This window comes from Actinoplanes sp. URMC 104 (assembly GCF_051386375.1).
GTDB lineage: Bacteria > Actinomycetota > Actinomycetes > Mycobacteriales > Micromonosporaceae > Actinoplanes.
The window spans coordinates 727,116-752,867 of record NZ_JBPQTO010000011.1 but is presented as its reverse complement, the minus strand read 5'-3'; the positions used below and the strand labels follow the sequence as shown (position 1 = coordinate 752,867).

At 71.2% G+C, this 25,752-nt stretch carries 27 protein-coding genes; 18 read left to right on the top strand and 9 right to left on the bottom strand.

The window, feature by feature from the left end; all coding sequences use genetic code 11:
- Positions 1-25: 25 nt before the first annotated feature.
- The gene (locus tag ACSNN8_RS29355; protein ID WP_436653079.1) at positions 26-1,582 is read right to left on the bottom strand and encodes a pectate lyase family protein; all 1,557 of its coding nucleotides are present in this window, start codon (positions 1,580-1,582) and stop codon (positions 26-28) included.
- Positions 1,583-1,822: 240 nt separating this feature from the next.
- Here ACSNN8_RS29355 and ACSNN8_RS29350 point away from each other — a divergent pair, with 240 nt between their 5' ends.
- From ACSNN8_RS29350 to ACSNN8_RS29335, 4 genes are all read left to right on the top strand, one after another.
- Positions 1,823-2,002 carry a hypothetical protein gene (locus ACSNN8_RS29350; RefSeq protein ID WP_436653078.1) on the top strand — a complete coding sequence of 60 codons (180 nt, stop codon included), beginning with the start codon at positions 1,823-1,825 and terminating at the stop codon, positions 2,000-2,002.
- A gap of 406 nt (positions 2,003-2,408) precedes the next feature.
- Positions 2,409-3,182 (top strand): class I SAM-dependent methyltransferase, encoded by a 774-nt coding sequence (locus tag ACSNN8_RS29345; RefSeq protein ID WP_436653076.1) that lies wholly within the window; start codon positions 2,409-2,411, stop codon positions 3,180-3,182.
- Between the two features lie 51 nt (positions 3,183-3,233).
- On the top strand, positions 3,234-3,689 hold the full coding sequence (locus ACSNN8_RS29340) for a hypothetical protein (RefSeq protein ID WP_436653075.1): 456 nt from the start codon (positions 3,234-3,236) through the stop codon (positions 3,687-3,689).
- A 43-nt stretch (positions 3,690-3,732) separates the two neighbouring features.
- Positions 3,733-4,290 carry a DUF1990 family protein gene (locus ACSNN8_RS29335; protein WP_436653073.1) on the top strand — a complete coding sequence of 186 codons (558 nt, stop codon included), beginning with the start codon at positions 3,733-3,735 and terminating at the stop codon, positions 4,288-4,290.
- A 114-nt stretch (positions 4,291-4,404) separates the two neighbouring features.
- Here ACSNN8_RS29335 and ACSNN8_RS29330 read toward each other — a convergent pair whose 3' ends face one another.
- Both ACSNN8_RS29330 and ACSNN8_RS29325 read right to left on the bottom strand, forming a co-directional pair.
- Positions 4,405-5,403: a hypothetical protein gene (locus ACSNN8_RS29330; protein WP_436653071.1), complete on the bottom strand. Its 999-nt coding sequence runs from the start codon at positions 5,401-5,403 to the stop codon at positions 4,405-4,407.
- Positions 5,404-5,433: 30 nt separating this feature from the next.
- A complete protein-coding gene (locus ACSNN8_RS29325; protein ID WP_436653070.1) occupies positions 5,434-5,895 on the bottom strand; it encodes a DUF6924 domain-containing protein in 462 nt (153 codons plus the stop codon).
- Positions 5,896-5,945: 50 nt separating this feature from the next.
- Between ACSNN8_RS29325 and ACSNN8_RS29320 the strand changes: the two genes are divergently transcribed.
- Positions 5,946-6,503, top strand: a complete 558-nt coding sequence (locus ACSNN8_RS29320) for a chloramphenicol phosphotransferase CPT family protein (protein ID WP_436653069.1) — start codon at positions 5,946-5,948, stop codon at positions 6,501-6,503.
- Positions 6,504-6,517: 14 nt separating this feature from the next.
- Here the strand turns inward: ACSNN8_RS29320 and ACSNN8_RS29315 are convergent, their stop codons facing one another.
- Complete coding sequence (locus ACSNN8_RS29315; RefSeq protein WP_436653068.1) at positions 6,518-7,690, bottom strand: spore photoproduct lyase family protein; 1,173 nt, start codon at positions 7,688-7,690, stop codon at positions 6,518-6,520.
- Positions 7,691-7,748: 58 nt separating this feature from the next.
- Here ACSNN8_RS29315 and ACSNN8_RS29310 point away from each other — a divergent pair, with 58 nt between their 5' ends.
- Both ACSNN8_RS29310 and ACSNN8_RS29305 read left to right on the top strand, forming a co-directional pair.
- On the top strand, positions 7,749-8,219 hold the full coding sequence (locus tag ACSNN8_RS29310) for a glutathione peroxidase (RefSeq protein ID WP_436653066.1): 471 nt from the start codon (positions 7,749-7,751) through the stop codon (positions 8,217-8,219).
- Between the two features lie 32 nt (positions 8,220-8,251).
- Positions 8,252-9,130, top strand: coding sequence for an AEC family transporter (locus tag ACSNN8_RS29305; RefSeq protein ID WP_436653064.1), 879 nt, complete (start codon positions 8,252-8,254; stop codon positions 9,128-9,130).
- A gap of 19 nt (positions 9,131-9,149) precedes the next feature.
- Here the strand turns inward: ACSNN8_RS29305 and ACSNN8_RS29300 are convergent, their stop codons facing one another.
- Both ACSNN8_RS29300 and ACSNN8_RS29295 read right to left on the bottom strand, forming a co-directional pair.
- Complete coding sequence (locus ACSNN8_RS29300; RefSeq protein ID WP_436653063.1) at positions 9,150-9,656, bottom strand: HEAT repeat domain-containing protein; 507 nt, start codon at positions 9,654-9,656, stop codon at positions 9,150-9,152.
- Positions 9,653-10,189: a GNAT family N-acetyltransferase gene (locus ACSNN8_RS29295; RefSeq protein ID WP_436653061.1), complete on the bottom strand. Its 537-nt coding sequence runs from the start codon at positions 10,187-10,189 to the stop codon at positions 9,653-9,655. The genes ACSNN8_RS29300 and ACSNN8_RS29295 overlap by 4 nt, the downstream gene beginning before the upstream one ends.
- A 29-nt stretch (positions 10,190-10,218) precedes the next feature.
- On the opposite strand from ACSNN8_RS29295, the gene ACSNN8_RS29290 reads away from it, so the two are divergent.
- On the top strand, positions 10,219-10,833 hold the full coding sequence (locus tag ACSNN8_RS29290; protein WP_436653060.1) for a GyrI-like domain-containing protein: 615 nt from the start codon (positions 10,219-10,221) through the stop codon (positions 10,831-10,833).
- A gap of 822 nt (positions 10,834-11,655) precedes the next feature.
- Here ACSNN8_RS29290 and ACSNN8_RS29285 read toward each other — a convergent pair.
- Entirely contained in the window at positions 11,656-12,654 is a 999-nt protein-coding gene (locus ACSNN8_RS29285) for a sugar-binding transcriptional regulator (protein ID WP_436653059.1), read from the bottom strand.
- A 248-nt stretch (positions 12,655-12,902) separates the two neighbouring features.
- On the opposite strand from ACSNN8_RS29285, the gene ACSNN8_RS29280 reads away from it, so the two are divergent.
- The 9 genes from ACSNN8_RS29280 to ACSNN8_RS29240 all read left to right on the top strand — a co-directional run bounded on the left by ACSNN8_RS29280 (position 12,903) and on the right by ACSNN8_RS29240 (position 23,068).
- On the top strand, positions 12,903-13,565 hold the full coding sequence (locus ACSNN8_RS29280; protein ID WP_436653057.1) for a DUF2291 family protein: 663 nt from the start codon (positions 12,903-12,905) through the stop codon (positions 13,563-13,565).
- Complete coding sequence (locus ACSNN8_RS29275; RefSeq protein ID WP_436653056.1) at positions 13,565-15,076, top strand: sugar ABC transporter ATP-binding protein; 1,512 nt, start codon at positions 13,565-13,567, stop codon at positions 15,074-15,076. The genes ACSNN8_RS29280 and ACSNN8_RS29275 overlap by 1 nt, the downstream gene beginning before the upstream one ends.
- Positions 15,073-16,155, top strand: a complete 1,083-nt coding sequence (locus ACSNN8_RS29270) for an ABC transporter permease (protein ID WP_436653054.1) — start codon at positions 15,073-15,075, stop codon at positions 16,153-16,155. The genes ACSNN8_RS29275 and ACSNN8_RS29270 overlap by 4 nt, the downstream gene beginning before the upstream one ends.
- 37 nt (positions 16,156-16,192) lie before the next feature.
- On the top strand, positions 16,193-17,182 hold the full coding sequence (locus tag ACSNN8_RS29265; RefSeq protein WP_436653052.1) for a D-ribose ABC transporter substrate-binding protein: 990 nt from the start codon (positions 16,193-16,195) through the stop codon (positions 17,180-17,182).
- Positions 17,183-17,254: 72 nt separating this feature from the next.
- Positions 17,255-18,136 carry a transketolase gene (locus tag ACSNN8_RS29260; RefSeq protein ID WP_436653050.1) on the top strand — a complete coding sequence of 294 codons (882 nt, stop codon included), beginning with the start codon at positions 17,255-17,257 and terminating at the stop codon, positions 18,134-18,136.
- Positions 18,133-19,095: a transketolase family protein gene (locus ACSNN8_RS29255; RefSeq protein ID WP_436653049.1), complete on the top strand. Its 963-nt coding sequence runs from the start codon at positions 18,133-18,135 to the stop codon at positions 19,093-19,095. The genes ACSNN8_RS29260 and ACSNN8_RS29255 overlap by 4 nt, the downstream gene beginning before the upstream one ends.
- Positions 19,088-20,461, top strand: coding sequence for an FGGY family carbohydrate kinase (locus tag ACSNN8_RS29250; protein ID WP_436653047.1), 1,374 nt, complete (start codon positions 19,088-19,090; stop codon positions 20,459-20,461). The genes ACSNN8_RS29255 and ACSNN8_RS29250 overlap by 8 nt, the downstream gene beginning before the upstream one ends.
- A 52-nt stretch (positions 20,462-20,513) precedes the next feature.
- A complete protein-coding gene (locus tag ACSNN8_RS29245; protein WP_436653045.1) occupies positions 20,514-21,494 on the top strand; it encodes a TIM barrel protein in 981 nt (326 codons plus the stop codon).
- Positions 21,494-23,068 carry a nucleoside hydrolase-like domain-containing protein gene (locus ACSNN8_RS29240; protein ID WP_436653044.1) on the top strand — a complete coding sequence of 525 codons (1,575 nt, stop codon included), beginning with the start codon at positions 21,494-21,496 and terminating at the stop codon, positions 23,066-23,068. Before ACSNN8_RS29245 ends, ACSNN8_RS29240 begins: the two co-directional genes overlap by 1 nt.
- 181 nt (positions 23,069-23,249) lie before the next feature.
- Here the strand turns inward: ACSNN8_RS29240 and ACSNN8_RS29235 are convergent, their stop codons facing one another.
- Positions 23,250-23,675, bottom strand: coding sequence for a VOC family protein (locus ACSNN8_RS29235; RefSeq protein WP_436653043.1), 426 nt, complete (start codon positions 23,673-23,675; stop codon positions 23,250-23,252).
- Between the two features lie 120 nt (positions 23,676-23,795).
- Here ACSNN8_RS29235 and ACSNN8_RS29230 point away from each other — a divergent pair, with 120 nt between their 5' ends.
- Positions 23,796-24,563 carry a hypothetical protein gene (locus tag ACSNN8_RS29230; RefSeq protein WP_436653042.1) on the top strand — a complete coding sequence of 256 codons (768 nt, stop codon included), beginning with the start codon at positions 23,796-23,798 and terminating at the stop codon, positions 24,561-24,563.
- 173 nt (positions 24,564-24,736) lie between these two features.
- On the opposite strand, the gene ACSNN8_RS29225 is transcribed toward ACSNN8_RS29230, so the two are convergent.
- A complete protein-coding gene (locus ACSNN8_RS29225; protein ID WP_436653041.1) occupies positions 24,737-25,729 on the bottom strand; it encodes an SEC-C domain-containing protein in 993 nt (330 codons plus the stop codon).
- Positions 25,730-25,752: the final 23 nt, after the last annotated feature.

Below are 25,752 nucleotides of genomic sequence, written 5' to 3'. Positions count from 1 at the left end.
CCCCGGACAGGGCCACCCCTGCCGGTCAGGAGGCGTACGTCTCGAACTCGGCGATCCGCGGGGCGGCCGTCGCGCTCGTGATCTCGAAGGTGATCTTCTTGAGCGAGGTGGGCGTGAACGTGATGACGCCCGCGCCGCTGCCGGTCTTGAGCACGGCGCCGGTGTCGGCGTTCAGCACGCGGTAGGCGCCGATCGTGCCGCCGCCCGAGGCCGTACGGATGTTGATGCGCGACACCGTGGTGGCCGAGCCCCACTTGACTGAGATCGAGCCGGTGGCGGCGTTCGGGGCCCAGTAGGTGCTCGCGTTGCCGTCCTTGACGTTGCCGTAGCTGGTGCCGCTCGCCTTGCTCGAGCCGTCCGCGCCCGCGCTGAGGCTCAGGTTGGTGCCGCTCGGCTGGGTCGGCGTCGGGGTGGGCGTGGTCGGGCCGGGCGTCGTCGGGGTGGGCGTCGTGGGCGTGGGGGTCGTCGGGCCGGTCGTCGAGCAGTTGCCGGTGGACGTGCGGATGCCGGTGTTGGCGCCCGCGGTCTGACGCACGACGTCGGGCACACAGGCCGCGCCGTCGAGGCGGTACGCGTACGGGATGCTCACGCTCGTGGTCGACGTGAGGTTGGGCCCGGCCGGATTGGTGTCCTCGCCCGGCGCCGACCAGGTGACGTTGTCGAGGATGTTGCCCGCCACCTCCCAGTAGCCGGCCTGGTCGGTGTAGAACGTGCCGAGCACGTCCTTGGAGTCCTCGAAGTAGTTGTTCTCCACCTTGGCGCGGGCGCCGGCGCGCGAGTTGATGCCCGATTCGTTCAGGCTGTAGTAGTAGTTGTTGAAGATGTGCGCGACGCCGCCGCGCAGCAACGGCGTACGGGAGTCGATGTTCTCGTAGCGGTTGTGGTGGAACGTGATGAAGCTGTTGCCGGTGTCGCTCTCGCTGGAGCCGATGAGCCCGCCACGGCCGGAGTTCCGCAGGACGCTGTACGACAGGGTGACGTACTGGGTGTCGTCCTTCATGTCGAACAGGCCGTCGTAACCCTCCGCCTCGCCGCCCGACGCCTCGAGCGTGACGTGGTCGACCCAGACGTTGCGCACCGTGCTCTCCATGCCGATGGCGTCACCGCCGTTGGACAGCGGCGAGCCCGACTTCTTGACGTTCCGCACGGTCACGTTCTGGATGATGATGTTGCTCGAGTCGCGGATGTGGATGCCGAGCTGGTCGAAGACCGCGCCGCCGCCCACACCGATGATCGTGACGTTGCTGATCTGCTTGAGCTCGATCCGGTCGGCCGCGGTGTTGCAGCTGTCGCCCGACACCTTGGTCGTGTTGCCGTGGTTGATCGTGCCGGAGACCTCGATCGTGATCGGCGTGCTGCTGCTGGCCCGGCTGCAGAGGGCCTGGTGGATCTGGGTGCCGGTGGTGGCGCGGACGGTCGCTCCGCCGTTGCCGCCCGTGGTGCCGCCGTTCTGCGAGGCGTATCCGGTCGCGGTGCCGACCGCCGCCGCGCTGGCCTGGGGCAGCGGCAGTGCCGCCACGATGGCCGCGCCGGTGGCGCCCGTCGCCAGCGCCACGAGGGCGCGTTTTGCTGATCGTTTCACGGTTTCTCGCTCCTTGTCGCATACCGGGCGCTGCCACTACGAACCGTTGTCTCGGGTCCGCAACCGTCCGGGCTGCGAACCGGCCACCCACGCCGACTCGGCGATCCGTATGCAGGAAAGCGCTTACCTCTGCGAGGATAGAAAGATGTAAATGGCGATAGCAAGCGTTTGCAGTGTTTGCATCGGCATGAGCCGCCCGAGTCCGGGTATGCGCGTCGTTTGGAGACGAAGGAGGCTGACATGTCAGTTCGCGAGCCGAACGAGCAGCCCGAATTCGAGCGGCCCATCGACCTCACCGACCTGCCGGGACGGGGGGAACGCCCCGGACCCGCCCGGGTGCTCGAGCACCATCCGGACGACTCCGGCCTGCCGGGGGATGTTCCGGGGCCCAGCGGGCCGAACTCGCCGCCGCGCCAGTAGGGGCGGTTGGGCAGCTCCCGCTCATCAAGATCGCAGGTTGCCGCCCACGCAGAGAGCCCACCCTCCACCGGGGGAAGCCCCCGTCGGCCATTGTGGCCGAAAGGGCGGGCCTCTGCGGCGCGCCCTGTGGACGACCGCCGTCTGTGGACAACTTGCGGTCGAGCAGTTCTCGTGCGCGCTGAGTGGCGCGCCGCGGGCTGGCCTGATGTGCGCTCGAGCCGTTCTCGTGCGCGCTCGCCGTGCGGCGTGCGGCGGGCCGGCCTGACGTGCGCTTGTGCTGTGGCGAGCTCGTGCGGTGCGGTGCGCGGCGGACTGATCTGATGTGCGCCTGAGCTGCGGCGTGGATCAGCGCTGCCGCATGCGGCGGACTGATCTGCCGCGTGCTTGGACTGTGGTGCGGTGCAGTGTGCGTGAAGTTGCCCAGGGCGGCGACCCCGGCTACCTGGAGTTCCTGCAGATCCTCTGCGACGACGAGATCACCCGCCGCGCCTGGCATCCTGGCGCCATGGCCGATGACGAACTGGACAGCCTGCTGACCGAGCAGATCGCCTACTACCGGACACGTGCCGTTGAATACGACTCCACGTACCCGTTGGACGTTCACGCCGACGCGGACGCGCGAGCTGAACTCCTCACCAGGCTCGAACAGCTCGCGCCCTTCGGTAAGACACTGGAACTGGCGTGCGGGACCGGACAGTGGACGGCCGAACTCGCCCGCCACGCAACAGAAGTGACTGCTGTCGATGCTGCACCGGAGGCGCTGACGATCTGCCGTCAGCGCGTCGGGACGGCTCCCGTGCGTTTCGTCGAAGCTGACCTGTTCACGTGGCGGCCGCAGGAACGCTACGACTTCGTCTTCTTCTCCGCGTGGTTGTCACACGTGCCCCCGCAGCGCTTTGACACCTTCTGGGCGCTTGTCGCCGACTGCTTGAAACCAGGCGGCAGCGTCTTCGTGATCGACGAACTGCCGGCCGTTGCCGCGGTCGAACGGCCGGCTCCCGAACAGCCCGCTCCGGCAGTGCATCGCGAAGTCTCCGGAGGTCGGGCTTTTCGCGCCGTCAAGGTTCTCTACGCTCCCGACGAGTTGCAGGTCCGGCTCGATGCCCTCGGCTGGAAGTCAGACATAAATACGGTGGGCTGGCGGTATTTCTCCGCTTCACTGCGCCGAGACGAGCGATGAGTGCGGAGATTCACCGCGGATCTCGAGGCACGATGGCCGGGACGGAGCCAGGTGGAAATCGATCTCACGCACGAGGTGTCGGGACGGGGCAGCGCCGCGCCCAGGAAGCCGTACGACCGGCGCCTTGTCATGGCCGCCGCCGCCCTGGCGATCGGGCTTGTCGCCGGCGCCGTGGGCGTGACGATCGGCAGAAGGAGCAACCAAGGCGGCTCGGTGACGTTGGCCCATGCTGCCCTCACGGGTGCGAACCACAAGGTGCGGCTGCAATGGAGTCTGGCCAACTTCAGTTCCGAAGATGCTCAGGTGAGATCGGTCCTTGTCGACGAGATGCCCGTGGCGATCGAGTCGCCGATCATCATCGGCCGCTCCATCACCGAGTTCACCACGCCCCTTCGCTGCGGCGACGAGGTTCCCCAGCTCACCATCACGTTGACAGATGGCGATGGGCAGAGAAACGGCCTGGGCTACCTGGTGGACAAGGGTGACTGGACCAGGCTCTGCGGGTGACGGGCCGGCGGAACTCGGCCTGAGATCCAGTTACCGTGACCCAATGCGGCGCAAAGTCACCAGGTCCTTGGCGGAGCTGGCCGCTGCCCGCCTGACATACGAGGAAGTGGGCGCCACCAGGGCCGAGTCGTTGCCCGCGGGGTATGGCCATGTACGTCGCGATGTCATCATCGGCACCGGCCCGGAGGTTTTCGAGCGTGCAGTTGCCGCGCTGTTCGAGTGGCGCATGCATCAGAAGGCTGGCCTTGCTGTCATCGCCTCCAGCGGTAGTCCGGCGCCAGGAACTGACGTCGTGCTTCGCGCCGGTCCCGCGGTCCTGCATGTCACGATCCCGTGCCGCGTGGTCTACACCGTCGATGAGGTCGGCCGTCGCGGGTTCGCGTACGGAACCTTGCCGGGTCATCCGGAACGGGGTGAGGAAGCCTTTATTGTTCACCGGACCGGCGCGGGCGACGTGCAGTTCCGGATCCGGGCGTTCAGCCGGCCGGCATCGCTTCTGGCGCGAGCTGGTGGACCCGTCACACGCATGGTGCAGCAGTACGCGACAGACCGCTACGTCATCGCACTGCGCAACCTTGCCCGAGGCGATACCGAGTTCTAGCGAGCCTTTACACAGCAAGGGGCTTCGACACATCGCTGCACCGTCCACCGCGCGACCTGCGCGGCAGGGGAGCGCACGAGACTAGAGCTGCAGCGAGAGTTTCTCCTGTTGCGGTCATTGCCGACCATTCGACCCGACTTCCCACCTCTGCTCCGCGGTGTGGATGTCGGTTATCTGCGGGATCGGTCGTCCCAGGTATTCCGGGTTGGCGTAATGCCGCTGCGTCAGTCTCATTCCTTCGAGCATGTCGGGCAGCGCGTGCCCGCTCGGATTTCGGGCGGCATCGGGATGGCGCGGGTCGTCGGCGGGCAGCAGCCACAGTCCGGCGTTGAAGGCGATGTCGGCGTCCGGGTCGTCGGCGAGAACCTCGTACACGCGCCGGGTGGCGCCGGGCAGGTTCGCCAGCCAGTACCGGACCGTGGCTGATCTGTCCCGAGCCAGCACGAGGAGATCGGTTTCGGGGATCTCCCAGCCGTGGACCGCCTTCGCGTGGACGACGGAGCTGCGAACCTCCCAGGCCGGGTCGCGTACGAGTTGCCGGCGCTGCGCCACGGTGGTGCCAGGATTCATGCCGGCGCAGCCTCGCACGCGGGCATCGTCGTCGCGCAGCAGCAGCTGCAGGGTGGCCGGGTCGTCGGTGCACTGGGCCAGCGCCTCGCGGACCACGCGCTTCGTGTCGCGGGCCAGCCGCGCGCTGATGCCGGCGGGCAGGCCCGGGCGCTGAGCCAGCACCAGCCGTACGTCCTTGTCCGTTGCCTGGCACATCGCGTGTTGCACAGTGCGGTCGATGGAGGGGTTGTCGATGACGGACAACCGGACTGACCAGTGCGGATCCGACAGCAGGGCGATCATGACCTCGGCCGGTGTGGCGGGGTTGGTGGCCACGGCCTGGCGAGTGGCGCGGTCGGCGTCGCCGGCCAGCTCCCGCAGGGCATCCGGAGGAGTGTCGACCCGGCCGGCGACGATGCGCCGGATCGTCCGGGACGGATCCTGAGCCATCGCGGTCAGCAGATCGGGGCTCGCGTCCCCGTGCGAGGCGGCCGCAGCCCGGACTCGGACCTGCTTGTGCCGGCTTCTTTCCCCCAGGTCTGCGGTGTCGCGGCCCGTCGTCATCCCGCCGGCCTAAGTACCCACCGCATGGCTCTACCGGAAGCCGCGGAAGATGCCGTCGCCGTCCACGTTCTCGGCGAACTCCTCCCCATCCATGTTCGAGATGGTCAGGTTGTTCTGAACCGACCACATCTCCGATGGCACGACTCGGAACGTGGCACCGTATTGAGGCCCCTTCCCCGGGTCCACCAGGCCTTCCCCGTAGTCGTAGAGGTTGACCACCAGGACCGGGTGGTCCGGGTCGGTGAGCGTCTTCGCGTCGACGAGGAAGGCGACAGCCTGATCCACGTCCTCAGGCACCATCTCCAACAATTGTGACGACGTGACATTCTCGTACGCGAGGTCATCCACGAACGCAACGAAGGCTGCGAACCCTTCCTCCGTTTGCGGTTCACTGATCGCCGCCTGAGTCTCTTCCCATTCCTGCGGATGGCCGAAGTCAGTACGAATCACCAGGGAGACGTCGGAGTTCCGGTGCCACATGCGATCAGCCACGCCCGCGAAGGTAAGCCGAGCCGACGCCGAAGGTGTGGTTAGGTCTGGTCGTGGCAGCAGATCGACCGGGCCGGATCATCCTGCTCAACGGGGCCTCGAGCTCGGGGAAGAGCAGCATCGGGCGGGCCCTGCTGCCGCTGCTGGCCGACCCGTGGTTCCTCGTGCCCGTGGACGCGATCGGGGCGATGCGCTCGACCGTGCACACCCGGGTGCTCGACGAGGCGGAGATCGGCGACATGCTGAGGAGGACCCGGCTCGGCTATCACCGGGCGGTGGCGGCGCTCGCGTCGGCGGGCAACCACGTCATCATGGACTACCCGCTCAGCGAGCGGTGGCGGGTCGCGGACCTGCTCACGACGTTGGCCGGCTACGACGTGACGCTGGTGGAGGTCCGGTGCTCGCCCGAGGAGCTCGAGCGCCGCGAGCGGGCCCGCGGTGACCGGCCGCTCGGGCTGGCCGGCTCGCAGACGCTGGTGTACGAGCACGGCGAGTACGACATCGCCGTCGACACCACGACCGCCGGGCCCGGCGAGTGCGCGCGGACGATCGTACGGGAACTGGACGGGCTCGCATCCCCGAAGGGGTTCGACCGGCTCCGTCGCCGATAGCTGCCCCAGCCTGACTACGTCCAGTAGAGGATGCGGCAGGAGGGGAGGCGGGACGCGAGCTCGGCCTCGAACCAGCCGCGCAGTTCGGCCATCACCTCGCGGGGATAGACGTACTTCACCGCGCCGAACTTGCCGTGTTTGCGGGTGCGGGACTGCTCGTCCATCTCCAGGCGGGTGCGCGGATACCAGCCCAGCAGCACCTCCTTGCTGCCCGGCGTGAACCGGTGGGTGATCAGCTCGGCGGTGAGGTCGAGGCCGGGCACCCCGTCGACGGCGGCCGCCACGGCGTCGAGCAGTTCGCCGTAGTGGTCGCGCCAGTTGTCGACGGTCATGATGGGCGCGATCGTCAGGCCCACGGGGTAGCCGTCGAGCGCCAGCTTGCGCAGCGCGGCCAGGCGCTCCGGCAGGGGAGTGGTGCCGCCCTCCATCCGGGTGGTGACCGGCAGGCAGTTGACGCTGAACCGCACCCGCGTACGCCCCCGGTGGTCCAGCCCCACGAAGGTGTCCACGTCGGCGAACTTGGTCGTCCACCGCAGCTGCACGGGCGCTTCCCAGGCGCCGAAGTGCTCCACCGCCCGCCGCCAGCTGCCGGTCAGGTGCTCCAGCGCGAGCGGGTCGGTGTAGCAGGACGCCTCGAACGTGGTGCCCTCGTCGCGGCGGGCCACCCGGCGCGACGTGACAGTGCCCTCACCCACGTACGGCGTGAGCCCGTCGAGGATGTCGTCGAGGTCGGCGTACACGCGGGTCACCGGCGGCCCGGACAGCGAGCCGGCCAGGTAGCAGTACTGGCAGTGCGCGGGGCAGCCCTCGGCCAGGTCGAAGCGCCAGTCCGCGCTCGGGGCGATCGGCTGCAGCTTGCGGCGCGACGGCGGGCTCACCACGATCGCCATCGTCGACTTCGCCCGGGCGTACGTCTGCCGGTCGTTCTCGCCCCGCAGACCGGTGAGCCGCGCCGACTTGAGCCGCTCCACCTCGATGCCCAGCCCCTCGACCCGTTCGATGATCCGCAGGCCGTGCGGGTGGTCGTACGCCGGTGGGGTGGCGACCACGCGCTTCGGGATCCAGCGGCGGCCGGGGCGGGCGGGCGGCGCGACCCCGCTGAGGTCGTGGGTCCACACCTGCTCGCCGCTGGCGCTGTGCGGAGCCGCGGGATCGTCGAGGGCGAGCGGCGTGTCGAGGTCGGTCACCCCGGGCAAGTACCCTCGCCAGGGCGGATGTACCGCCCCACAACGATCGGGGGCACCGATGACGGCGATCCAGGAGATCCCGCTGAAGACCATCACCGGCGAGGACACCACGCTCGGCGCGTACGCCGGGCAGGTGCTGCTGGTGGTCAACGTCGCGTCGAAGTGCGGTCTGACCCCGCAGTACGAGGGCCTCGAGAAGCTGCACGAGCGGCTGTGTGACCAGGGGTTCTCCGTGCTCGGGTTCCCGGCCAACGACTTCGCCGGACAGGAGCCCGGCACCGACTCCGAGATCGCGGAGTTCTGCCGCAGCACGTACGACGTGCAGTTCCCGATGTTCTCCAAGATCAGCGTGCTGGGTCCGCAGCGCCACCCGCTCTACGACGCGCTCGCCGGCGACCAGGACGTCCAGTGGAACTTCGAGAAGTTCCTGATCTCGCGCACCGGTGAGGTCGCCGGCCGGTTCTCGCCGCGGGTCACGCCGGACGACGCCGAGCTGACCGCGGCGATCGAGCGGGAGCTGAACTCATAGCGGACGCGTTCTCCGGGTTCGCGGTCATCGGCGTGATCGTGCTGGCCGGCTGGGTGGCCGGGCGGTGGGGCCGGCTGCCCGCCGACACGCAGACGGTCGCGGGCCGGCTGGCGTACGCGATCCTCACGCCCTGCCTGATCTTCAGCGGGGCGGCGGCGTCGGACCCGGGCGCGCTGTTCACCCGGCCGCTGCTGGTCTCGGCGGCCGCGGCGTTGCTGTGCTTCGGGCTGCACGCGCTGACCACGCGCCGCCGCGACCCCGGCACCCGCATCGTGGGCGCCCTCGCCGGCGGCTACACCAACGCCACGTACATCGGCATCCCGGTGGCCGCCTACGTGCTGCGCGACACCGCGCTGGTCGTGCCGATCGTCATGCTGCAGCTGCTGGTCATCACGCCGATCGCGCTGACGCTGCTGCAGCTCGTCACGACGGGTCACAGTTCCTGGCGTACGTCACTGACCGTGCCGCTGCGGATGCCACTCACGGTCGCCGTCGCGCTCGGGGTGGTCGTCGCCGTGACCGGCCTGCGGATCCCCTCCGTGCTGGCCGAGCCGATCACCGCGATCGGCCAGGCCGCCGTGCCCGTGGTGCTCCTGGTCTTCGGCATGTCGCTGTCGGGCCGCCGCGTGCTCGAGCCCGGCCCCGACCGCCTGCCCGTCGTCGCCGCGGTCGTGCTCAAGACCGCGGTGATGCCCGCGCTCGCCTTCCTGCTGGCGCTGGCCCTGCGGCTGACACCCACCCAGACGTACGCGGTGACGGTGCTCGCGGCGCTGCCGACCGCGCAGAACATCTTCCTGTACGCGCAGAGCTTCGGCACGGCGCTGATCCTCGCGCGCGACGCCATCTTCCTGTCCACGCTCGCCTGCGCGCCCGCCCTCGTGGTGATCACCGGTCTGCACGCCCTGGCTTGAAGCGCGCCCGGCGTCGCCGTCATCGCGACTCCTCCCTGAGCTCCAGCAGCCGGCCGATCACCTCCTCGCGCCGCTCCGGGTCGCGCACGGCATACGTGCCGGGGGAGTCGTACGCGGAACGCAGCCGCTCGGCGCTCCGGTCGTCGAGCGCCACGCCCGTCCGGTCGATGAGCGCAGCCGCCTCACGGGCGCTCTCGTAGGTGTCGTCCACGACGATGTCCACGAGCAGCGGCAAGATCGGCGTGCAGTCGTACGGCCGCAGCGCGTACAGCAGCGTCCCGCGAAGTCCGCGCGTGTGCTCCTGCCGCAGCAGGCCGGCGATCACTTCGAACGCCTCCGGCGCCTCCAGGTCCGACAACGCCAGCGCGGCCGCGTTGCGCAGCCTCGGATGCCCGGTCGTCCCCAGCACGTCCAGGAGCGCCGGGACCGCCGCCCGATCGCCGCGCGACCCGAGCTGTAGCGCGGCGGCGCGGGCCGCCTCGACGTCCGCGCCCAGCAACACGGCCAGCAGGTGGGCGTCGCTCACCCCGCTGCACCCTCGCCGTAGCGGGCACGGGTGATCGCGTGCACGGCGACTGGCTGCTCGTGCACCGGCACGACCGTGTCGAACTCGTGCACGAGACCGAGCTTCTCCATGACCCGGGCCGACCGTACATTGTCGACGTGCCGGATGCTGACGACCCGGTCCAGTCCCACCTCGTCGAAGCCGAACCGCAGCGCCGCCGCGGCCGCCTCGGTCGCGTACCCCCGGCCCCAGAACCGGCGGCCCAGCCGCCAGCCGATCTCCACCGCGGGCAGCACCTCCGGCAGGAAGGCGGGCACCGCGAGCCCCGCCCACCCGATCAGCTCGCCCGACGCGCGTTCCTGCACGGCGAACAGCCCGAACCCGCGCTCGTCCCAGTCACGCATCATCGTGCGCAGGCTCTCCGCGCTCTGCCCGCGGTCGCGCACCGAGCCGTCCAGGATGTGGCGCATCACCTGCGGGTCGGCGTTGATTGCCGCGAGCGCGTCGAGGTCGTCGTCGCGCCACCGCCGCAGCGTCAACCGGTCGGTCTCCACGCGCCCATTCTGCGGCGTAGTCTCGCGCGATGACGACCAAAGCCGACTTCAAGAAGGAGTTGGACGCCTACCACGCGCGCCCCGGCGAGTTCCGCATCGTCGACGTCCCGCCGCTGCAGTACCTGATGATCGACGGGCACGGCGACCCCAACACCGGCCCCGCCTTCGCGCAGGCGACCGAGGCGCTCTACCCCCTGGCGTACGCGCTGAAGTTCGCCAGCAAGCGTCGGCTCGGCCGCGACTACGTCGTCATGCCGCTCGAGGGCCTGTGGTGGGCCGACGACCTGGCCACGTTCACCGCCCGGCGCGACAAGTCCCGCTGGGACTGGACCCTCATGATCATGGTGCCGGACTGGATCGATCGAGACATGCTCGCGGAGGCGGTCGCCGGCAAGGAGGGACCGGCGCGCCTGAGCGACGTGCGGCTGGAGACGCTGACCGAGGGGCGGTGCGTGCAGACGTTGCACGTGGGGCCGTACGACGACGAGGCGGAGGTGCTGAGGCGTCTGCACGACGAGTTCCTGCCCGGGCAGGGGCTGCGCGAGACCGGGAAGCACCACGAGATCTACCTGAGCGACGCCCGCCGCGTCGCGCCCGCCAAGCTGCGCACCATCCTCCGCCAGCCGGTGGTCGCCTCGTCCTGAACCAGCCCCACCCCGCCCACCCAGGGGGCTGGCCCGAAAATACGGCAAGCGCGGCCGCAAAAGTGCGTTGTCCACAGGCACATCGACGTGACGTGCCAGACAATCGTCGGCGCGGGGCGCGGGGCGCGGGGCGCGGGGCGCGGGGCGCGGGGCGCGGGGCGCGGGGCGCGGGGCGCGGGGCGCGGGGCGCGGGGCGCGGGGCGCGGGGCGCGGGGCGCGGGGCGCGGGGCGCGGGGCGCGGGGCGCGGGGCGCGGGGCGCGGGGCGCGGGGCGCGGGGCGCGGGGCGCGGGGCGCGGGGCGCGGGGCGCGGGGCGCGGGGCCGCAGGAGTGCAGCGCGAACGGCGAAGGGCCGCGCGGCGTCTGGGCGCGAGACGGGTTGCGGGCAGACGTACGAGTCGCGGCGCGAGAAGGGGTAGGCCAGTGGGGGCGCGCGAGGCGCGAGGCGGCAGGGGTGCAGCGCGAACGACAAAGGGCCGCGCGGCGTCTGGGCGCGAGACGGGTTGCGGGCAGACGTACGAGTTGCGGCGCGAGAAGGGGTAGGCCGGTGGGGGCGCGCGGGTGGAGCCGGACGCCCGCGTCTGGCGCGGTGGAGCGGACGCACCGATGGGGCCGGCGGTGGAGGCGGACGCACCGATGGGGCCGGCGGTGGAGGCTGACGCACCGAAGTGGCGCGTGCCCAAGTAGCAAGGCGCGAGCAAGGTCCGAGCACAAGCGGTGCAGGCGAGGGCATGGACACGAGACGCAGGCGACGACGAGGCGCCGGCGAGCGCGTGATGGCCCGAGGCGACACCGCGGCGGATCGGCAGCGCTGGTGAGCCGGCTCAGGCGTCGATCAGGCTGCGGGCGACCTGCAGGTCGGTGACCAGCACGTTCGCCCAGCCGCCGCGCAGGGCGGCGCGGATGGCGTTCGCCTTGCGCAGGCCGCCGGCCACGGCGACGCGGCGGGGGACGGCTCGCAGCGTCGACGCGGGGATGCCGAGCACCCGCTCGTCGAAGCCGGACTCGATGTGCCGGCCCGCGGAGTCGAAGAACCGCATGCACACGTCGCCGACGGCCCCGGCCGTGCGCAGGCCGGGCAGCTCGCTCTCGGCGAACGCGTTGCCGCTCTCGCGCAGCAGCGGCGACGGCTCGATGCTGCCGACGCCGACCAGCGCCATCGTCAGCTCCTCGCAGGCCTTGAGCACGGGCTCGATGTTCGGGTCGGTGACCATCATCTGGCGCATGTCGCCCGACGCGAGCAGGCCGGGCGCCTGCAGATACACGGCCTGCGCGCCGGTCAGCGCGGACAGCCGGCCGGTGATGCGGGTCGCGAGGGTCTGCGCGGTCACGTTGCCGACCCCGCCCAGCATCTGCACGACCTGGTCGGCCACCTGGGTGGGCCGGGGGTGCATGGCCTCGACGGTGGCGAGGATCGTGGAGCTCCAGGACGAGACGCCGATGCGCTCGCCGCCCATCAGTGTGGTCTCCAGATAGACCGCTGCGGCGGCGCCGAGCGCGCGCATGACCTGGCTCTCGTCGGCGTGGTCGTCGGTGTCGGCCACGATCACCTCGGTGACGCCGTACGCCTGCTCGATCTGCTCCTCGAGCTCCGCGTACACGCCTCTCGGGGCGATCACGGTGGTGCGTACGATGCCGAGCTCGACCGCCCGCTTGAGCAGGCGGGAGACGCGCGGCTGCGAGATGTGCAACTGCTGGGCGATCTGGGGCTGGCGCAGCCCGCGCTCGTGGTACATGCGGGCGACCTTGGTCAGCAGCCGGATCTGATCGGTGGCGATCTCGTCCAGCCCGGTCGTGCGCGCCGCCGGAAAGCGCTCTGCCACTCGGACCTCCCGTGTGCGTCACCGCGGCCGGAGAAGAATATCGATTCGGCCGCCGCCCCGCCGGCCAGGGTCCCGGCAACCGGGGCGCATAGAAATTCTGCCCTGCATCGGTATCACATCGGCACCGTAAGCGGCGCGGATCACCGCCGTCAAGCAACTCCGAGCGGTCCGGAATCAACCGTTGACAAGAACGACATCGAGGATTCACAGTGAGGGCATGCCCAATCGCCTATGAATGGATATTCAGCATGACGGTGATCACACGCCGGGCGGCCGCCCTCGTCGTCGCGGCGGCAACGGCAGCCGCGCTGGCGTCGGCCTGCTCGAAGGTGCCGGGCGTCTACGTCTACGAGAAGGACGGGCAGACGGCCGCCGCGCAGTCGGCCACCGACCCGAAGACCTATGTGGCCGACAACTGGTCCCAGAAGATCGTGCCGACCGTGCACGACAACGCTGTCGACATCACCACGGTGGCCGCGGCGATCGACCAGGACCCGGCGGCGGCCGGCAAGCAGTACGGCAAGCAGGCCGGCACCGGCAGCCCGTACGCCTTCATGGTCAAAGGTTCCGGGACGGTGACCGACGTCGACACCACCGCGCCCACCGGGCCGGTCACCGTCGAGGTGCCCCGGCCGGGCGGCAAGCCCTTGAAGATCACCATCGCGACCGGCCCGGTGATCGCCGGCACCGCCGTGCGCGACGCGGTCGGGTTCATCTCGTTCGGCGACTTCACCAACCAGATCGACTACGCCGAGGTCGCCAACCAGATCAACGACAAGGTGAAGACCGACGTCGTCGCCAAGGTCGACCGTGACGGCCTCAAGGGCAAGAAGGTCGACTTCCACGGCGCCTTCTCGTCGCTGACGCCGGGCACGATCTTCCTGGTGCCCACCGAGCTGGCGGTGAAGTGATGCCCGAGATCCTCGAGGCACACCACATCAGCAAGAACTACGGCGGCGTGCGCGCGCTCAAGGACGTCACGTTCACGGCGTACCGCGGCAAGGTCAACGTGCTCGTGGGGGAGAACGGCGCCGGCAAGTCGACGCTCATGAAGATCCTGTCGGGCTCGGAGCAGCCGACCACCGGCGAGATCCTGCTCGAGGGCGAGCCGGTGCAGCTGACCAGCCCGCGCGAGGCGCAGGAGCGCGGCATCGGGATCATCCATCAGGAGCTCAGCCTGTTCCCGAACATGACGATCGCCGAGAACCTGTTCGCCGGCCGCGAGCTGCGCCGGGGCCGCCGGTTCGTCGACGCCGCCGAGCAGCGCAGCCGCGCGAAGAAGGTGCTCGAGCGGCTCGGCCAGGACCGGCTCGACCCGGACGCGCTCGTCGGCGACCTGCCGATCGGCCAGCAGCAGCTCGTCGAGATCGCCCGGGTGCTGCTCACCGACGTCCGCGTGCTGATCATGGACGAGCCCACCTCGGCGCTGTCCAACCACGAGGTCGACGTGCTCTTCGAGGTGATGGGCGACCTGCGGCGCCAGGACGTCACGGTCATCTACATCTCGCACAAGCTCGACGAGTTCCGCCGCATCGGCGACTGGGTGACGGTCTTCCGCGACGGCAGCCTGGTCGCGCACGAGTCGATGACCCGGACCGACACCGGCTGGATCGTGCGCCAGATGGTGGGCCGCGACCCCGACTCGCTCTACGTGCGCAACAGCTCGCCGACCGGAGACGTCCTGCTCGACGTCCGGGGCCTGACCGTGCCCGGCACCGTCAAGGTCGACGACGTGTCGCTGACCGTACGGGCCGGCGAGGTGGTCGGCATCTACGGGCTCATGGGCGCCGGGCGCACCGAGCTCATGGAGACGCTGATGGGCATGCGCCGGGCGAGCGCCGGCGAGGTGCGCGTGCAGGGCCGGCTCGAGCCCAAGGGCACGGTGCAGGCGCGGATGGCGGCCGGTCTGGCGCTGGTGCCCGAGGACCGGCAGCGCGACGGGCTCGTGCAGACCATGTCCGTACGGGACAACATCCTGCTCGCCACGATCAACCGGATGACCCGCGGCGGGCTGCTCGCGACCTCCGCCGAGCAGCGCACCGCCGGCGGCAAGGTCGGCGAGCTGGCCATCAAGATCCCCGGCCTGGCCGCGCTGGTCACCGCGCTCAGCGGCGGCAACCAGCAGAAGGTCGTGCTCGCCCGGGCGCTGCTCACCGACCCGGTGGTGCTGCTGCTCGACGAGCCCACCCGCGGCATCGACGTCGGCGCGAAGTCGCAGATCGCCTCGCTGATGGCCGACCTGGCCGCGCAGGGCTTCGGGGTGCTGTTCATCTCCTCCGAGCTGGCCGAGGTGATGGCCATGGCCGACCGGGTGCTGGTGATGGCCCGCGGGCGCATCACCGCCGAGTTCACCGCCGAGAACGTCACCGAGGAGGCGCTGGTCGCCGCCTCCGCCTCCGACACCGTCCTGGAGACCTCATGACAGACACGCACGTCGCCGCGCCGGCTCCCGCCGCCACGGCGCCACCGCCCGGCGAGCCGGGCAACACGGCGCTCGCCCGGGCCGCGCTGCTGCTGCTGCGGGGTCGCACGCTTGTCGTCCTCGTCGTCCTGATCATCATCTTCAGCTCGATCTCGTCGGAGTACCTGACGCAGAGCAACCTGATCCTGATGACCAAGCACGTGGCCATCAACGCGATCCTGGCCATCGGGGTCACCTTCGTGATCCTGACCGGCGGCATCGACCTGTCGGTGGGCTCGATCGCGGGGCTGGCCAGCATGGTCGCCGGCGGCCTGCTGTTCAAGGGCCTCAACTTCCCCGGCGGTACGGTGTTCTTCTCCGTCGCCGTGGTGATCCTCATCGGCATCGTGGTCGGCGCTCTGGTCGGCGCGGTCAACGGCCTGCTGGTCACCCGGTTCAAGGTGGCGCCGTTCATCGCCACGCTGGGCATGCTCTACGTGGCCCGCGGCGCCGCGCAGCTGCACAGCAACGGCGGCACCTATCCCGACCTGGCCGGCACCGAGGCGCGCGGCAACACCGGGTTCGGCTTCATCGGCGTCGACAGCGTGCTGGGCATCCCGGTCGCCGTCTGGATCATGGTCGTGGTCGCCGCGGCCGCGATCGTCGTGACCACCAAGACGCCGTTCGGCAAGCGGATCTTCGCGGTCGGCGGCAACGAGCGCGCGGCGGTGCTCTCCGGCATCCGGGTCAACCGCATCAAGATCGCCGTGTACGTGATCTCGGGCGCGTGCGCCGCGCTGGCCGGGCTGCTGCTCACCTCCGAGCTGGGCGCCGCGTACCCGGACACCGCCACGACGTACGAGCTCAACGCGATCGCCGCGGCGGTCCTCGGCGGCACCGCGCTCAGCGGTGGCCGCGGCACCATCATCGGCACCGTCATGGGCGCCTTCGTCATCGGCTTCCTCAGCGACGGCCTCGTGCTGGTCGGCGTCTCCACCTTCTGGCAGTCGGTGGTCAAGGGCGCCGTCATCGTCTTCGCCGTCATCACCGAGCAGGCGCAGCAGCGTCTGCAGTCCAACCTCGCCAAGCGCACCGCCTGACACAGCCCCCGTTCGTCCGTGAAGGGACAGATCACAAGTGAAATCCCCCTGGAGAAGAGTTCTGCTCGCCGCCGGCACCGCCTCCGTCCTCGCCCTGACCGCCTGCGGCGGCGGCGGTGACGACCAGGAGTCGTCCGGCTCGGGCGCGGCGCCCGCCGCGTCCAAGCTGATCGTCATCATCACCCCGTCGCCCGACAACGTCTTCTTCAAGGCCGAGCAGGACGCCGCGGCCGCCCAGGCCAAGAAGCTCGGGTACGAGACGCTGGTGCTCAGCCACGACGACGACCCCACCAAGCAGAGCCAGCAGTTCGACACCGCGATCTCCCGCAAGGCCGCCGCGATCATCCTGGACAACGCCGGCGCCGACGCGTCGGTGACCGCGATCCAGCGCGCCAAGGACGCCAAGATCCCGACGTTCCTCATCGACCGCGAGATCAACAAGTCCGGCGTCGCGGTGGCGCAGATCGTCTCCAACAACGCCCAGGGCGCCGGGCTCGGCGGTCAGGAGTTCGCCAAGCTGATGGACGGCAAGGGCGAGTACGCCGAACTGCTCGGCAAGCCCACCGACACCAACGCCGGCGTGCGCTCGAAGGGCTACCACGGCGTGCTCGACCAGTACCCGGACCTCAAGATGGTCGCCCAGCAGAGCGCCAACTGGGACCAGGCCGAGGCGCTGCAGAAGACCCAGACGATCCTGCAGGCGCACCCGAACATCAAGGGCATCATCGCCGGCAACGACACGATGGCCCTCGGCGCGTACGCGGCGGTGCAGGCCTCCAGCAAGAAGAACATCATCGTCGTCGGCTTCGACGGCAGCCCCGACGTCGTCTCCTCGATCCAGAAGAACGGCATCAAGGCGACCGTGCTGCAGCCCGCCAGCAAGATCTCGCAGATGGCCGTCGACCAGGCCGACGCGTACATCAAGAACGGCAAGGCCGACCAGCCCGAGAAGCAGTCCGTCGACTGCGTGCTGGTCAATCCGGACAACGCCGCATCGGTCAAGGACTTCGCCGTCGCCGGCTCCTGACCCGCACCGCCGGGCGGGCTCCCGACCGGGCCCGCCCGGGCTCGACCGTCACACCTTTCAGAGAGGCACACCATGCTGGTCGCCGACCCCCGTACCGCCGCCGACTGGCGCCGGTTCCGGCAGGAGTTCGCCGAAGCCGGTCCCGAGCGCCGCCGCGAGATGCTGCGGGAGCGGGCCAACCGGTCCCGCACCACCGACCTGCACATGATCGGCCGGGCCGGCCTGGGCCACGTGGGCGGCGACATGTCCGTCCTCGACATCCTCACCACGCTGTTCTTCGCCGTGCTGCGGATCGACCCGGAGAAGCCGGAGTGGACCGACCGCGACCGGTTCGTGCTCAGCAAGGGCCACACCGCCGGCGCCCTGTACGCGACGCTGGCCGCGGCCGGGTTCTTCGCGGCCGGGGAGCTGGAGACGTTCGCCGCTCCGCTGTCCGCGCTCAACGGCCACCCCAACCGGGTCAAGGTGCCCGGCGTCGAGACCAACACCGGCCCGCTCGGGCACGGGCTGCCGGTCGCCGTGGGCATGGCCGTGGCCGGCCGGCTCGCCGCCTCGTCGCGCCACGTGTACGTGGTGCTCGGCGACGGCGAGCTGCAGGAGGGCAGCAACTGGGAGGCCGCGATGACTGCGGGCCACCGCCGGCTGGCCAACCTCACCGCGGTCGTCGACCGCAACCGCCTGCAACAGGGCGCCCGCACCGAGGACACCAACGGCCTCGACCCGCTCGACGCCAAGTGGCGGGCCTTCGGCTGGGACGTGCTGGAGGTCGACGGCCACGACCACCTCGCGCTGCTGGAGGCCTTCACCTCCCCGCGCGGGGACCGGCCCACCTGCGTCATCGCCAACACGACCAAGGGAAGAGGCGTCTCGTTCATGGAAGACCGCGTGGAGTGGCACCACAAGGTGCCCAGCGCCGAGCAGATCGCCACGGCGTCGGTGGAGCTGGCCCGATGAGCGCGCCCGTCCGTTCGGCTCCCGAGACCTTCGACTGCCGGGTGGCGTTCGCCGAGGAGCTGATCGCGCTGGCCCGCGAGGACGAGCGGATCGTGGCCGTCTGCAACGACTCGGTGGGCTCGAGCAACCTCGGGGGCTTCCAGAAGGAGTTCCCGGACCGGCTGATCAACGTGGGCATCGCCGAGCAGGACATGGTCGGCGTCGGCGCGGGCCTGGCGCTCAGCGGGTACGTCCCGTTCGTGTGCGGCGCCTCGCCGTTCCTCACCGGCCGCGCCCTCGAGCAGATCAAGGCCGACGTCGCGTACAGCCAGTCGCCGGTGATCCTGTGCGGCATGAGCCCGGGCATGGCGTACGGCGAACTGGGCCCCACCCACCACTCGATCGAGGACCTGTCCTGGCTGCGCGCGATCGCCGGGCTGGACGTCGTGGTGCCCGCCGACCCGGCCGAGACCCGCTCCGCGGTGCGCTGGGCCGCCGGCGCCTCCCGGCCGGTCTTCCTGCGCGTCGGCCGGTTCAAGGTGCCCGCGGTGACCGGCGACCGCCCGTTCACCCTCGGCGAAGCCGCCCGCCTGCGCGACGGCACGGATGTCACGGTGGTGGCGACCGGAACGATGGTCTCCCGTGCCCTCGAGGCCGCCGAGGAGGCCGCCGAGCAGGGAGTGTCCGTACGGGTGCTGAACATGTCGACGATCGCCCCGCTCGACGAGGCGGCGATCCGCGCGGCCGCCCGCGAGACCCGCGCCATCGTCACCGCCGAGGAGGCCACCACCACCGGCGGGCTCGGCGCCGCGGTCGCCGCCGTGGTCGTCGCCGAACGCGTGCCCGTGCCGATGCGCATGCTCGGCGTGCACCGCGAGTTCGCGCCCACCGGCAGCACCGCGTTCCTGCTCGAGCACTTCGGGCTGACCGCGGCGGACATCCGGCGCGCCGCGATCGGGCTGGCCCGCGCCGATGCCTGACGACCTCGTCCTCGCGATCGACCAGGGCACCAGCTCCACCAAGTGCCTGCTGGTCGACTCGTCGGGCACGGTGGTGCGCAGCGGGTCGGCGCCCGTGCCGATCCGCTATCCCCGGCCCGGCTGGGTCGAGCAGGACGCCGACGAGATCCTCGGCAGCGTGCTGACCGCGGCCGCCGCGTGCCTCGACGGTGTCGAGCGGAGCCGCGTCACGGCGGTCGGGCTCAGCACCCAGCGCGAATCGGCCGTGGTCTGGGACCGGCGTACGGGGGAGCCGGCCGGCCCGGTGCTGGGCTGGCAGGACCAGCGGGCCCAGCCGCTCTGCGACGCGCTGCGGGGCAAGGCCGCCCGCGTGCGGGAGATCAGCGGGCTGCCGCTCGACCCGATGTTCAGCGCGGCCAAGCTGCGGTGGCTGCTCGACCGTACGCCGGACGCGGCGGTCGGCACCGTCGACTCCTGGCTGCTGTACGCGCTGACCGGCAGCCACCAGATCGAGTCGGGCAACGCCTCGCGCACCCAGCTGCTCGACGTGCGCGCCGGCACGTGGAGCGCCGAGCTGCTCGACCTGTTCGGCATCCCGTCGAGCGCGCTGCCCGTGATCACGACGTCCGCGGGTGAGCTGGGCCGCATCGGCGCGCGTGGGGGAGTGCTCCAGGGGTTGCCGATCACTGCCGTGCTGGGCGACTCGCATGCCGCGCTCTACGCGCACGGCGCCGCCGCTTCCACGGGCGTCAAGGTCACGTACGGGACGGGGTCCTCGGTCATGCGCCTCGGCGCGGTCGCCGACCCGGGTGTCTGCCTCACCGTGGCGTGGAACGACGCCCTGGCGTCCGAAGGCAACATCCGGTCCTCGGGCGCGACCGTCGCCTGGCTGGCGTCGCTGCTGGGAACCTCGGCGGCGCAGATCGGGCAGATGGCCGCCACGGCCTCCGCCGACGGCGTGTTCCTCGTGCCCGGCTTCGGCGGCCTCGCGGCGCCGTGGTGGGACGACACCGCGGTCGGGCTGATCAGCGGCCTCACGCTGGGCACCCGGCCGGAACAGCTGGCCCGCGCCGCCGTCGAATCGATCGCGCACCAGGTCGCCGACGTGGTCGACGCGATGGGCCCCGCCGGCGCGCTGCTCGCCGACGGCGGCGCCAGCGGCAACGACGTCCTCATGCAGATCCAGGCCGACCTGACCGGCGTGCCCGTGCGCCGGGCCCGCACCGGCAACCTGTCCGCCCTCGGCGCCGCGTTCCTGGCCGGCGGCTTCACCCCACCCATCGCGTACGACGAGTTCCTTCCCGCGCCCGGCGACCCCACCCCTCATCGCGCCGCCTGGCGCGCCGCGGTAGCCCGCGCCCGCACCCCTTCCGCGTCCCCTTCGTGAGCCCGCATCCCCTCCTGGGCCCGCACCCCTCTTCGAACAGGAGCTGAGCACCATGACCGAGTACCCCCGTTTCGGCGCCGGCCTGTGGCACTTCGCCACCTACGTCGACCGGTACGCCACCGACGGCTACGGCCCGGCGCGCACCACGCTCGAGGCGATCGAGCTGGCCGGTCAGGTCGAGGACCTGTCCGTGGTCGACCTCAACTACCCGTTCACCCCCGGCGTCGGCTTGTCCGAGGTCAAGGACGCGCTCGCCGCGCAGAACCTCACCGCCATCGGCATCACCCCCGAGATCTACCTGCGCAGGTTCAGCCGCGGCTCGTTCACCAACCCCGACCCGGCCGTGCGCAAGGCCGCGCTCGACCTCATGCACGAGGCGGCCGGCATCGTGCGCGAGCTCGGCGCCGACTACGTGAAGATCTGGCCCGGCCAGGACGGCTGGGACTACCCCTGGCAGGTCGACCACCGCACCCTGTGGAAGCTGGCCGTCGACGGCATGCGCGAACTGGCCGGCGCGCACCCCGACCTCAAGTTCGCCATCGAGTACAAGCCGCGCGAGCCGCGCGTGAAGATGACGTGGGACTCCGCCGCCCGCTCGCTGCTGGGCATCCAGGAGATCGGCCTCGACAACGTCGGCATCCTGCTCGACTTCGGCCACAGCCTGTACGGCGGGGAGTCGCCCGCCGACGCCGCCCAGCTCATCATCGACCACGGCCGGCTCTACGGCATGGACGTCAACGACAACCTGCGCGGCTGGGACGACGACCTCGTGGTCGGCACCGTCCACCTCACCGAGATCTTCGAGTTCTTCCACACCCTGCGCAAGAACAACTGGGACGGCGTGTGGCAGCTCGACCAGTTCCCGTTCCGCGAGGACAGCGTCGACGCCGCCCGCACCGCGATCGGCACGCTCAAGCGCATCCACCGCGCCCTCGACCGTCTCGACACTGCGGCGCTGGCCGAGGCGCAGGAGCGGCAGGACGCCATGGCCGCGCAGCGCATCGTGCAGAACGCGCTCTTCGGGGAGCTGTGATGCGGCGCCCGCTCGCCCCGGCCGCCCGCTTACTCGCCTCGGCCGTCGCCTTGCTCACCGGTGCAAGCATCATCGGTGCGTCCCCGGCAACCGCCGCCCCGTCTTCCCTGAGCGGCAACTTCTCCGCTTCTTCCACTTCGGCGAAGCCGCGCACCGTCGTCACCACCGACATGGAATCCGACGACATCGCCTCGCTGGTGCGCTACTTCCTCTACACCAACGATCTCGACACCCAGGGCATCGTCTACACCAGCAGCAAGTTCCACTGGGCCGGCGACGGCAAGGGCACCGAGTTCTTCCTGCCCGACCGCGAATACACGACCCCGCAGACCTCGTGGCGCTGGACCGGCAACACCACCATCGAGGACAAGCTGATCCCCGCGTACGCCCAGGTCTATCCCAACCTGCGCAAGCACGACGCGGACTACCCCAGCCCGGCGAGGCTGAGGTCGCTGGTGCGGCTCGGCAACATCGCGTTCGAGGGCGAGATGGCCGCCGACACCCCCGGCTCCGACCTGATCCGCGGGCTCCTGCTCGATAGGGATCCCCGCCCGCTTTACCTGCAGGCGTGGGGCGGCACCAGCACGATCGCCCGCGCCCTCAAGTCCATCGAGGAGCGGTACTCGTCGACGCCGCAGTGGTCGCGCATCCAGGCGGCCGTCTCGGCGAAGGCGGTCATTCTGGCAAGCGGTTTCCAGGACGAGACGTACGCGAACTACATCTCCGTGACCTGGCCCCGTCTTCGCGTGGAGGATCGGTCGGCCGGATACGCCACGTGGGGATTCAACTGCAACAACGGCCAGGGAAACATGCGGGGTCTTCCCGCCGACCGCATCTACTTCACGGGTGCGTGGATCCGGAAGAACATCCAGATCGGCCCGTGGGGCTCGCTCTACCGCTCGTGGCTCGACGGGCAGACCACGCCCGGCGACCCGCTCGACGTGTTCGGCGACCCGGCGAAGGCCCCCGGCGGCTGGTGCAAGCCGATGGGCCCGTACGACTTCCTCTCCGAGGGCGACAACGTCGTCTTCAACCAGCTGCTGCCCACCGGCCTGCAGAACCCCGCCGACCCCACGACCGGCGGCTGGGGCGGCCGTGCCTACCAGGTAAGCGCTTCCCCCAACCTGTGGAGGCTCGTCCCCACTGAGAAGGACGCCACCGGCGCCGACGTGGCCAACCTGACCACGCTGCGCTGGGCCGGGGCCGCCCAGAACGACTTCGCCGCCCGCATCCGGTGGACGCTGACGCCGCGCTACTCGCAGGGCAACCACCCGCCGTCGGTCCGCATCGCCGGCCGCGACACCGTGCGCGCCCGCCCGGGCTCCACCGTGACGCTGTCCGCCCGCCTCGCCGACCCCGACCGCGACCGGGTCACCGCGACCTGGTGGCAGTACCGCGAGGAGGGCACCTACCCCGGCGCCGTCACCATCACCAGCCGCGGCGACCACCGCGCCGCGGTGACCGTCCCCGCCGACGCCAGGCCCGGCCGGACCATCTCCGTCATCCTGCAGGGCACGGACGACGGCGGTTTCCCGCTGACCCGCTACGACCGAGTGACCATCCGCGTCGCCTGACCCGAGCCCGATCCGCCGCCGTCCCGGCCACAGCCGGCTTCTCTTGCCGCCGTCGGATCACCGGTCGCTCCGCCCGTCGCCGTCCCGCATAGCGGGGCGGCGACGCCGCGTCTGGCTCACGGTTGGGTGCGCGGCACGCACCAGACGCCGCGCACTTCCGCATCGTCGGACAGCCAGATCGTCAGCCGGCGTTGTACTCGACGGCCACGTCGAGCACCCAGGTCACGCCGAAGCGGTCCGCGACCATGCCGTACAGCGGCGACCACCCGGCCGGCCCGAGGTCCTCGACCACCGTGCCGCCCTGGGAAAGGCCTTTCCAGTACGCGGTGACCTCGTCGGCATCGGTGCCGCGGACCGACACGAAGAACGGCCGGTCGCCGCGGTCGTACGACTGGCTCTCGCGCACGTCGTACGCCATGACGTGAAAGCCGTTGTCGGCCCGGACCTCGCCCCACGTGAGCCGGTCGGCGTCGGCCGGGTGCTCCACGCGCCCGCTCTCGGCGTAGGTGAACGCAGAGAGCTGCCCGCCGAACACCGACTGATAGAACTCGAGCGCCGCGCGGGCCTGGTCCTGGAAGTTCAGGTGGACGGTGGTGGTGATGCTCATGGGGGTGGCTCCTGTCGGATCGTGGTTGCTTCTCGCAGGACCAAGACTCGCAGCCATAGGTGCCAGGGTGTGTCACCTGTCGTCACGTGATTTCGGGACGAGATCGGGAACCTCGCGGGTATGGCTTTTCCTTACGGTGCCAACCAGGAGGTGGGCGGCCCCGAGGGCGACAGCTACGGCGTGGTCCTCGTGCGGACCGCCGACGCCGCAGCCGCGACGGCCGTGCTGCGGAGGATCCGGTTCACCGGCTGGGTCGCCCCCGCGCGGGACGGCTGGCTTCCGGTGATCGCCGTGCCCGGCGTCGGCGCCGTGGCCTCGGGCCGCCGGGGCATGGTGGGAGTCGGCGAAGCCCTCGCCGAGCACCTCGGCGCGACAGTCCTGACCGTACGGGTCGTCCGCGACCGCCAGCTGGCCCTGGTGGCCTGGTCCGCCGCAAACGACGACGACCGGCCGCGCGAGGTGGGCCGCTACGTCAGTGATCCGGCGCGTGAGCCGGGCGCCGACGAGGACGTGCTGTCGGATCCCTACGGCGTCGAGGCCGCGCCCGCGTTGGCCGAAGCCTGCGGCCGGCCCGAGGTGGGCGGCGACCTGGCCGAGATCCTGGCCGAGCGGCTCGACCCGGAGAGCGTCATCGAGTCCGAACGGCTGGCCCGGGTGCTGCGGCTGCTCGGCCTGCCCACCTGGCTGGTCGCCGTCGCGGCGCTGCCCCGGGCGATCCCGACCGGGCCCGGCGCCCGCGAGCTGACCCGGCTGGGGTTCGGGCTGCTCGGGCCGGCGGGCCTGCTGTGCGCCCGGGCGGCACGCGTGGTCCGGCGGCGCCGTCCGCCCGCGCCGGTGCTGGCCGACCCGCCCCGCGGCGGCTCCGGCATCGATCCCTGGCTGCTCTGATCGCGGGAAAGGCCCTACCGCCGGCGAGGCAGGCCGACAGCGGAAGCGGCCGACCGGGCCCGCCGACAGCGGGAGCCGCCGACCGGGCCCGCCGACAGCGGGAGCCGCCGACCGGGCCGGCCGACAGCGGGAGCCGCCGGGTCACCGTTTCGAGGGGACGGCGAACAGAGCCGTCAGCGGGAGCGGGGCAGGCAGCACTTCTTGTACTTGAGACCGGAACCGCACCAGCACGGCTCGTTGCGCTCCGGCGGCCAGGTGATCTGGGCCGGCCCGGCGAACAGCTGGCCGGCGTACCCGGCGCGGGTCCGCGCGTCGGCGGGGTCGCCGTCGGTCCCGGCGAAGGCGACGAGGCCCTCCACCGAGGCGGGCAGCACGGCCAGGCCCTTGCGGCCCGCGGCGGCCAGGCGGACCAATTCGCGTTCGAGGCGGGCGCGGTGCTCGTCCCAGGTCGCGCCGTACTGCTCGGCGGCGGCGGGCCACTGGGCGAGCAGGCTGTCGAACTCGGCGTGCGGCCAGAACAGCAGGTCGCCGTCGGGCTCGGCGTCGACCCGGGCGCCGGCGTTGGCCAGCTTGGACTCGAGCCGCTCGGCGAGGTTGTCGTGGGCGTCGTGCTGCAGGCCGAGCGCGTGGCGCAGCCGGTGCCGCTGCTGCAGCAGGAAGAACAGGAACCCGGCGTCGTCGGCGTCGGTGGGCTCGGCGGCGCGTTCGGCGAGCAGACCGCGTACGGCGTCGGTCAGCCACTCCTCGGCGACCGTGGCGCGCCCGCCGGCGGCCAGCGCGGCGCTGAGGAAGGCGGCGGCGTCCGTGTGCTGGGTGAGCGTGGGCCGCAAGGGCTCCAGCTCCGCCATGGCCTCGTCCTCGCGGCCGGCGCGGAACAGGATGCGGGCGCGCAGGGCGCGGGCGGCGGCGGCCTGGCTGTCGTCGCGTTTGCCGTACGCCTCGACGGCCCGGTCGGCGTAGCGCAGCGCGGCGTCCAGCTTGGTGCGGCTCTCGGCGATCTCCGCGGCGAGCGCGAGCGCGTATCCGGCGTCGTCGGGGTCGGCCAGCCGCCCGGCCTCCACCGCCTCGGCCAGCTCGGCCGCGACGCCGAGCGGGTTGGCCGCCCCGAGGGCGGACTGCCGGATCTCACTGAGGTCGGAGCTGGTCAGCTCGGTTCTTGTCGGCACGCCGTTACCGTACTGCTCCCGCC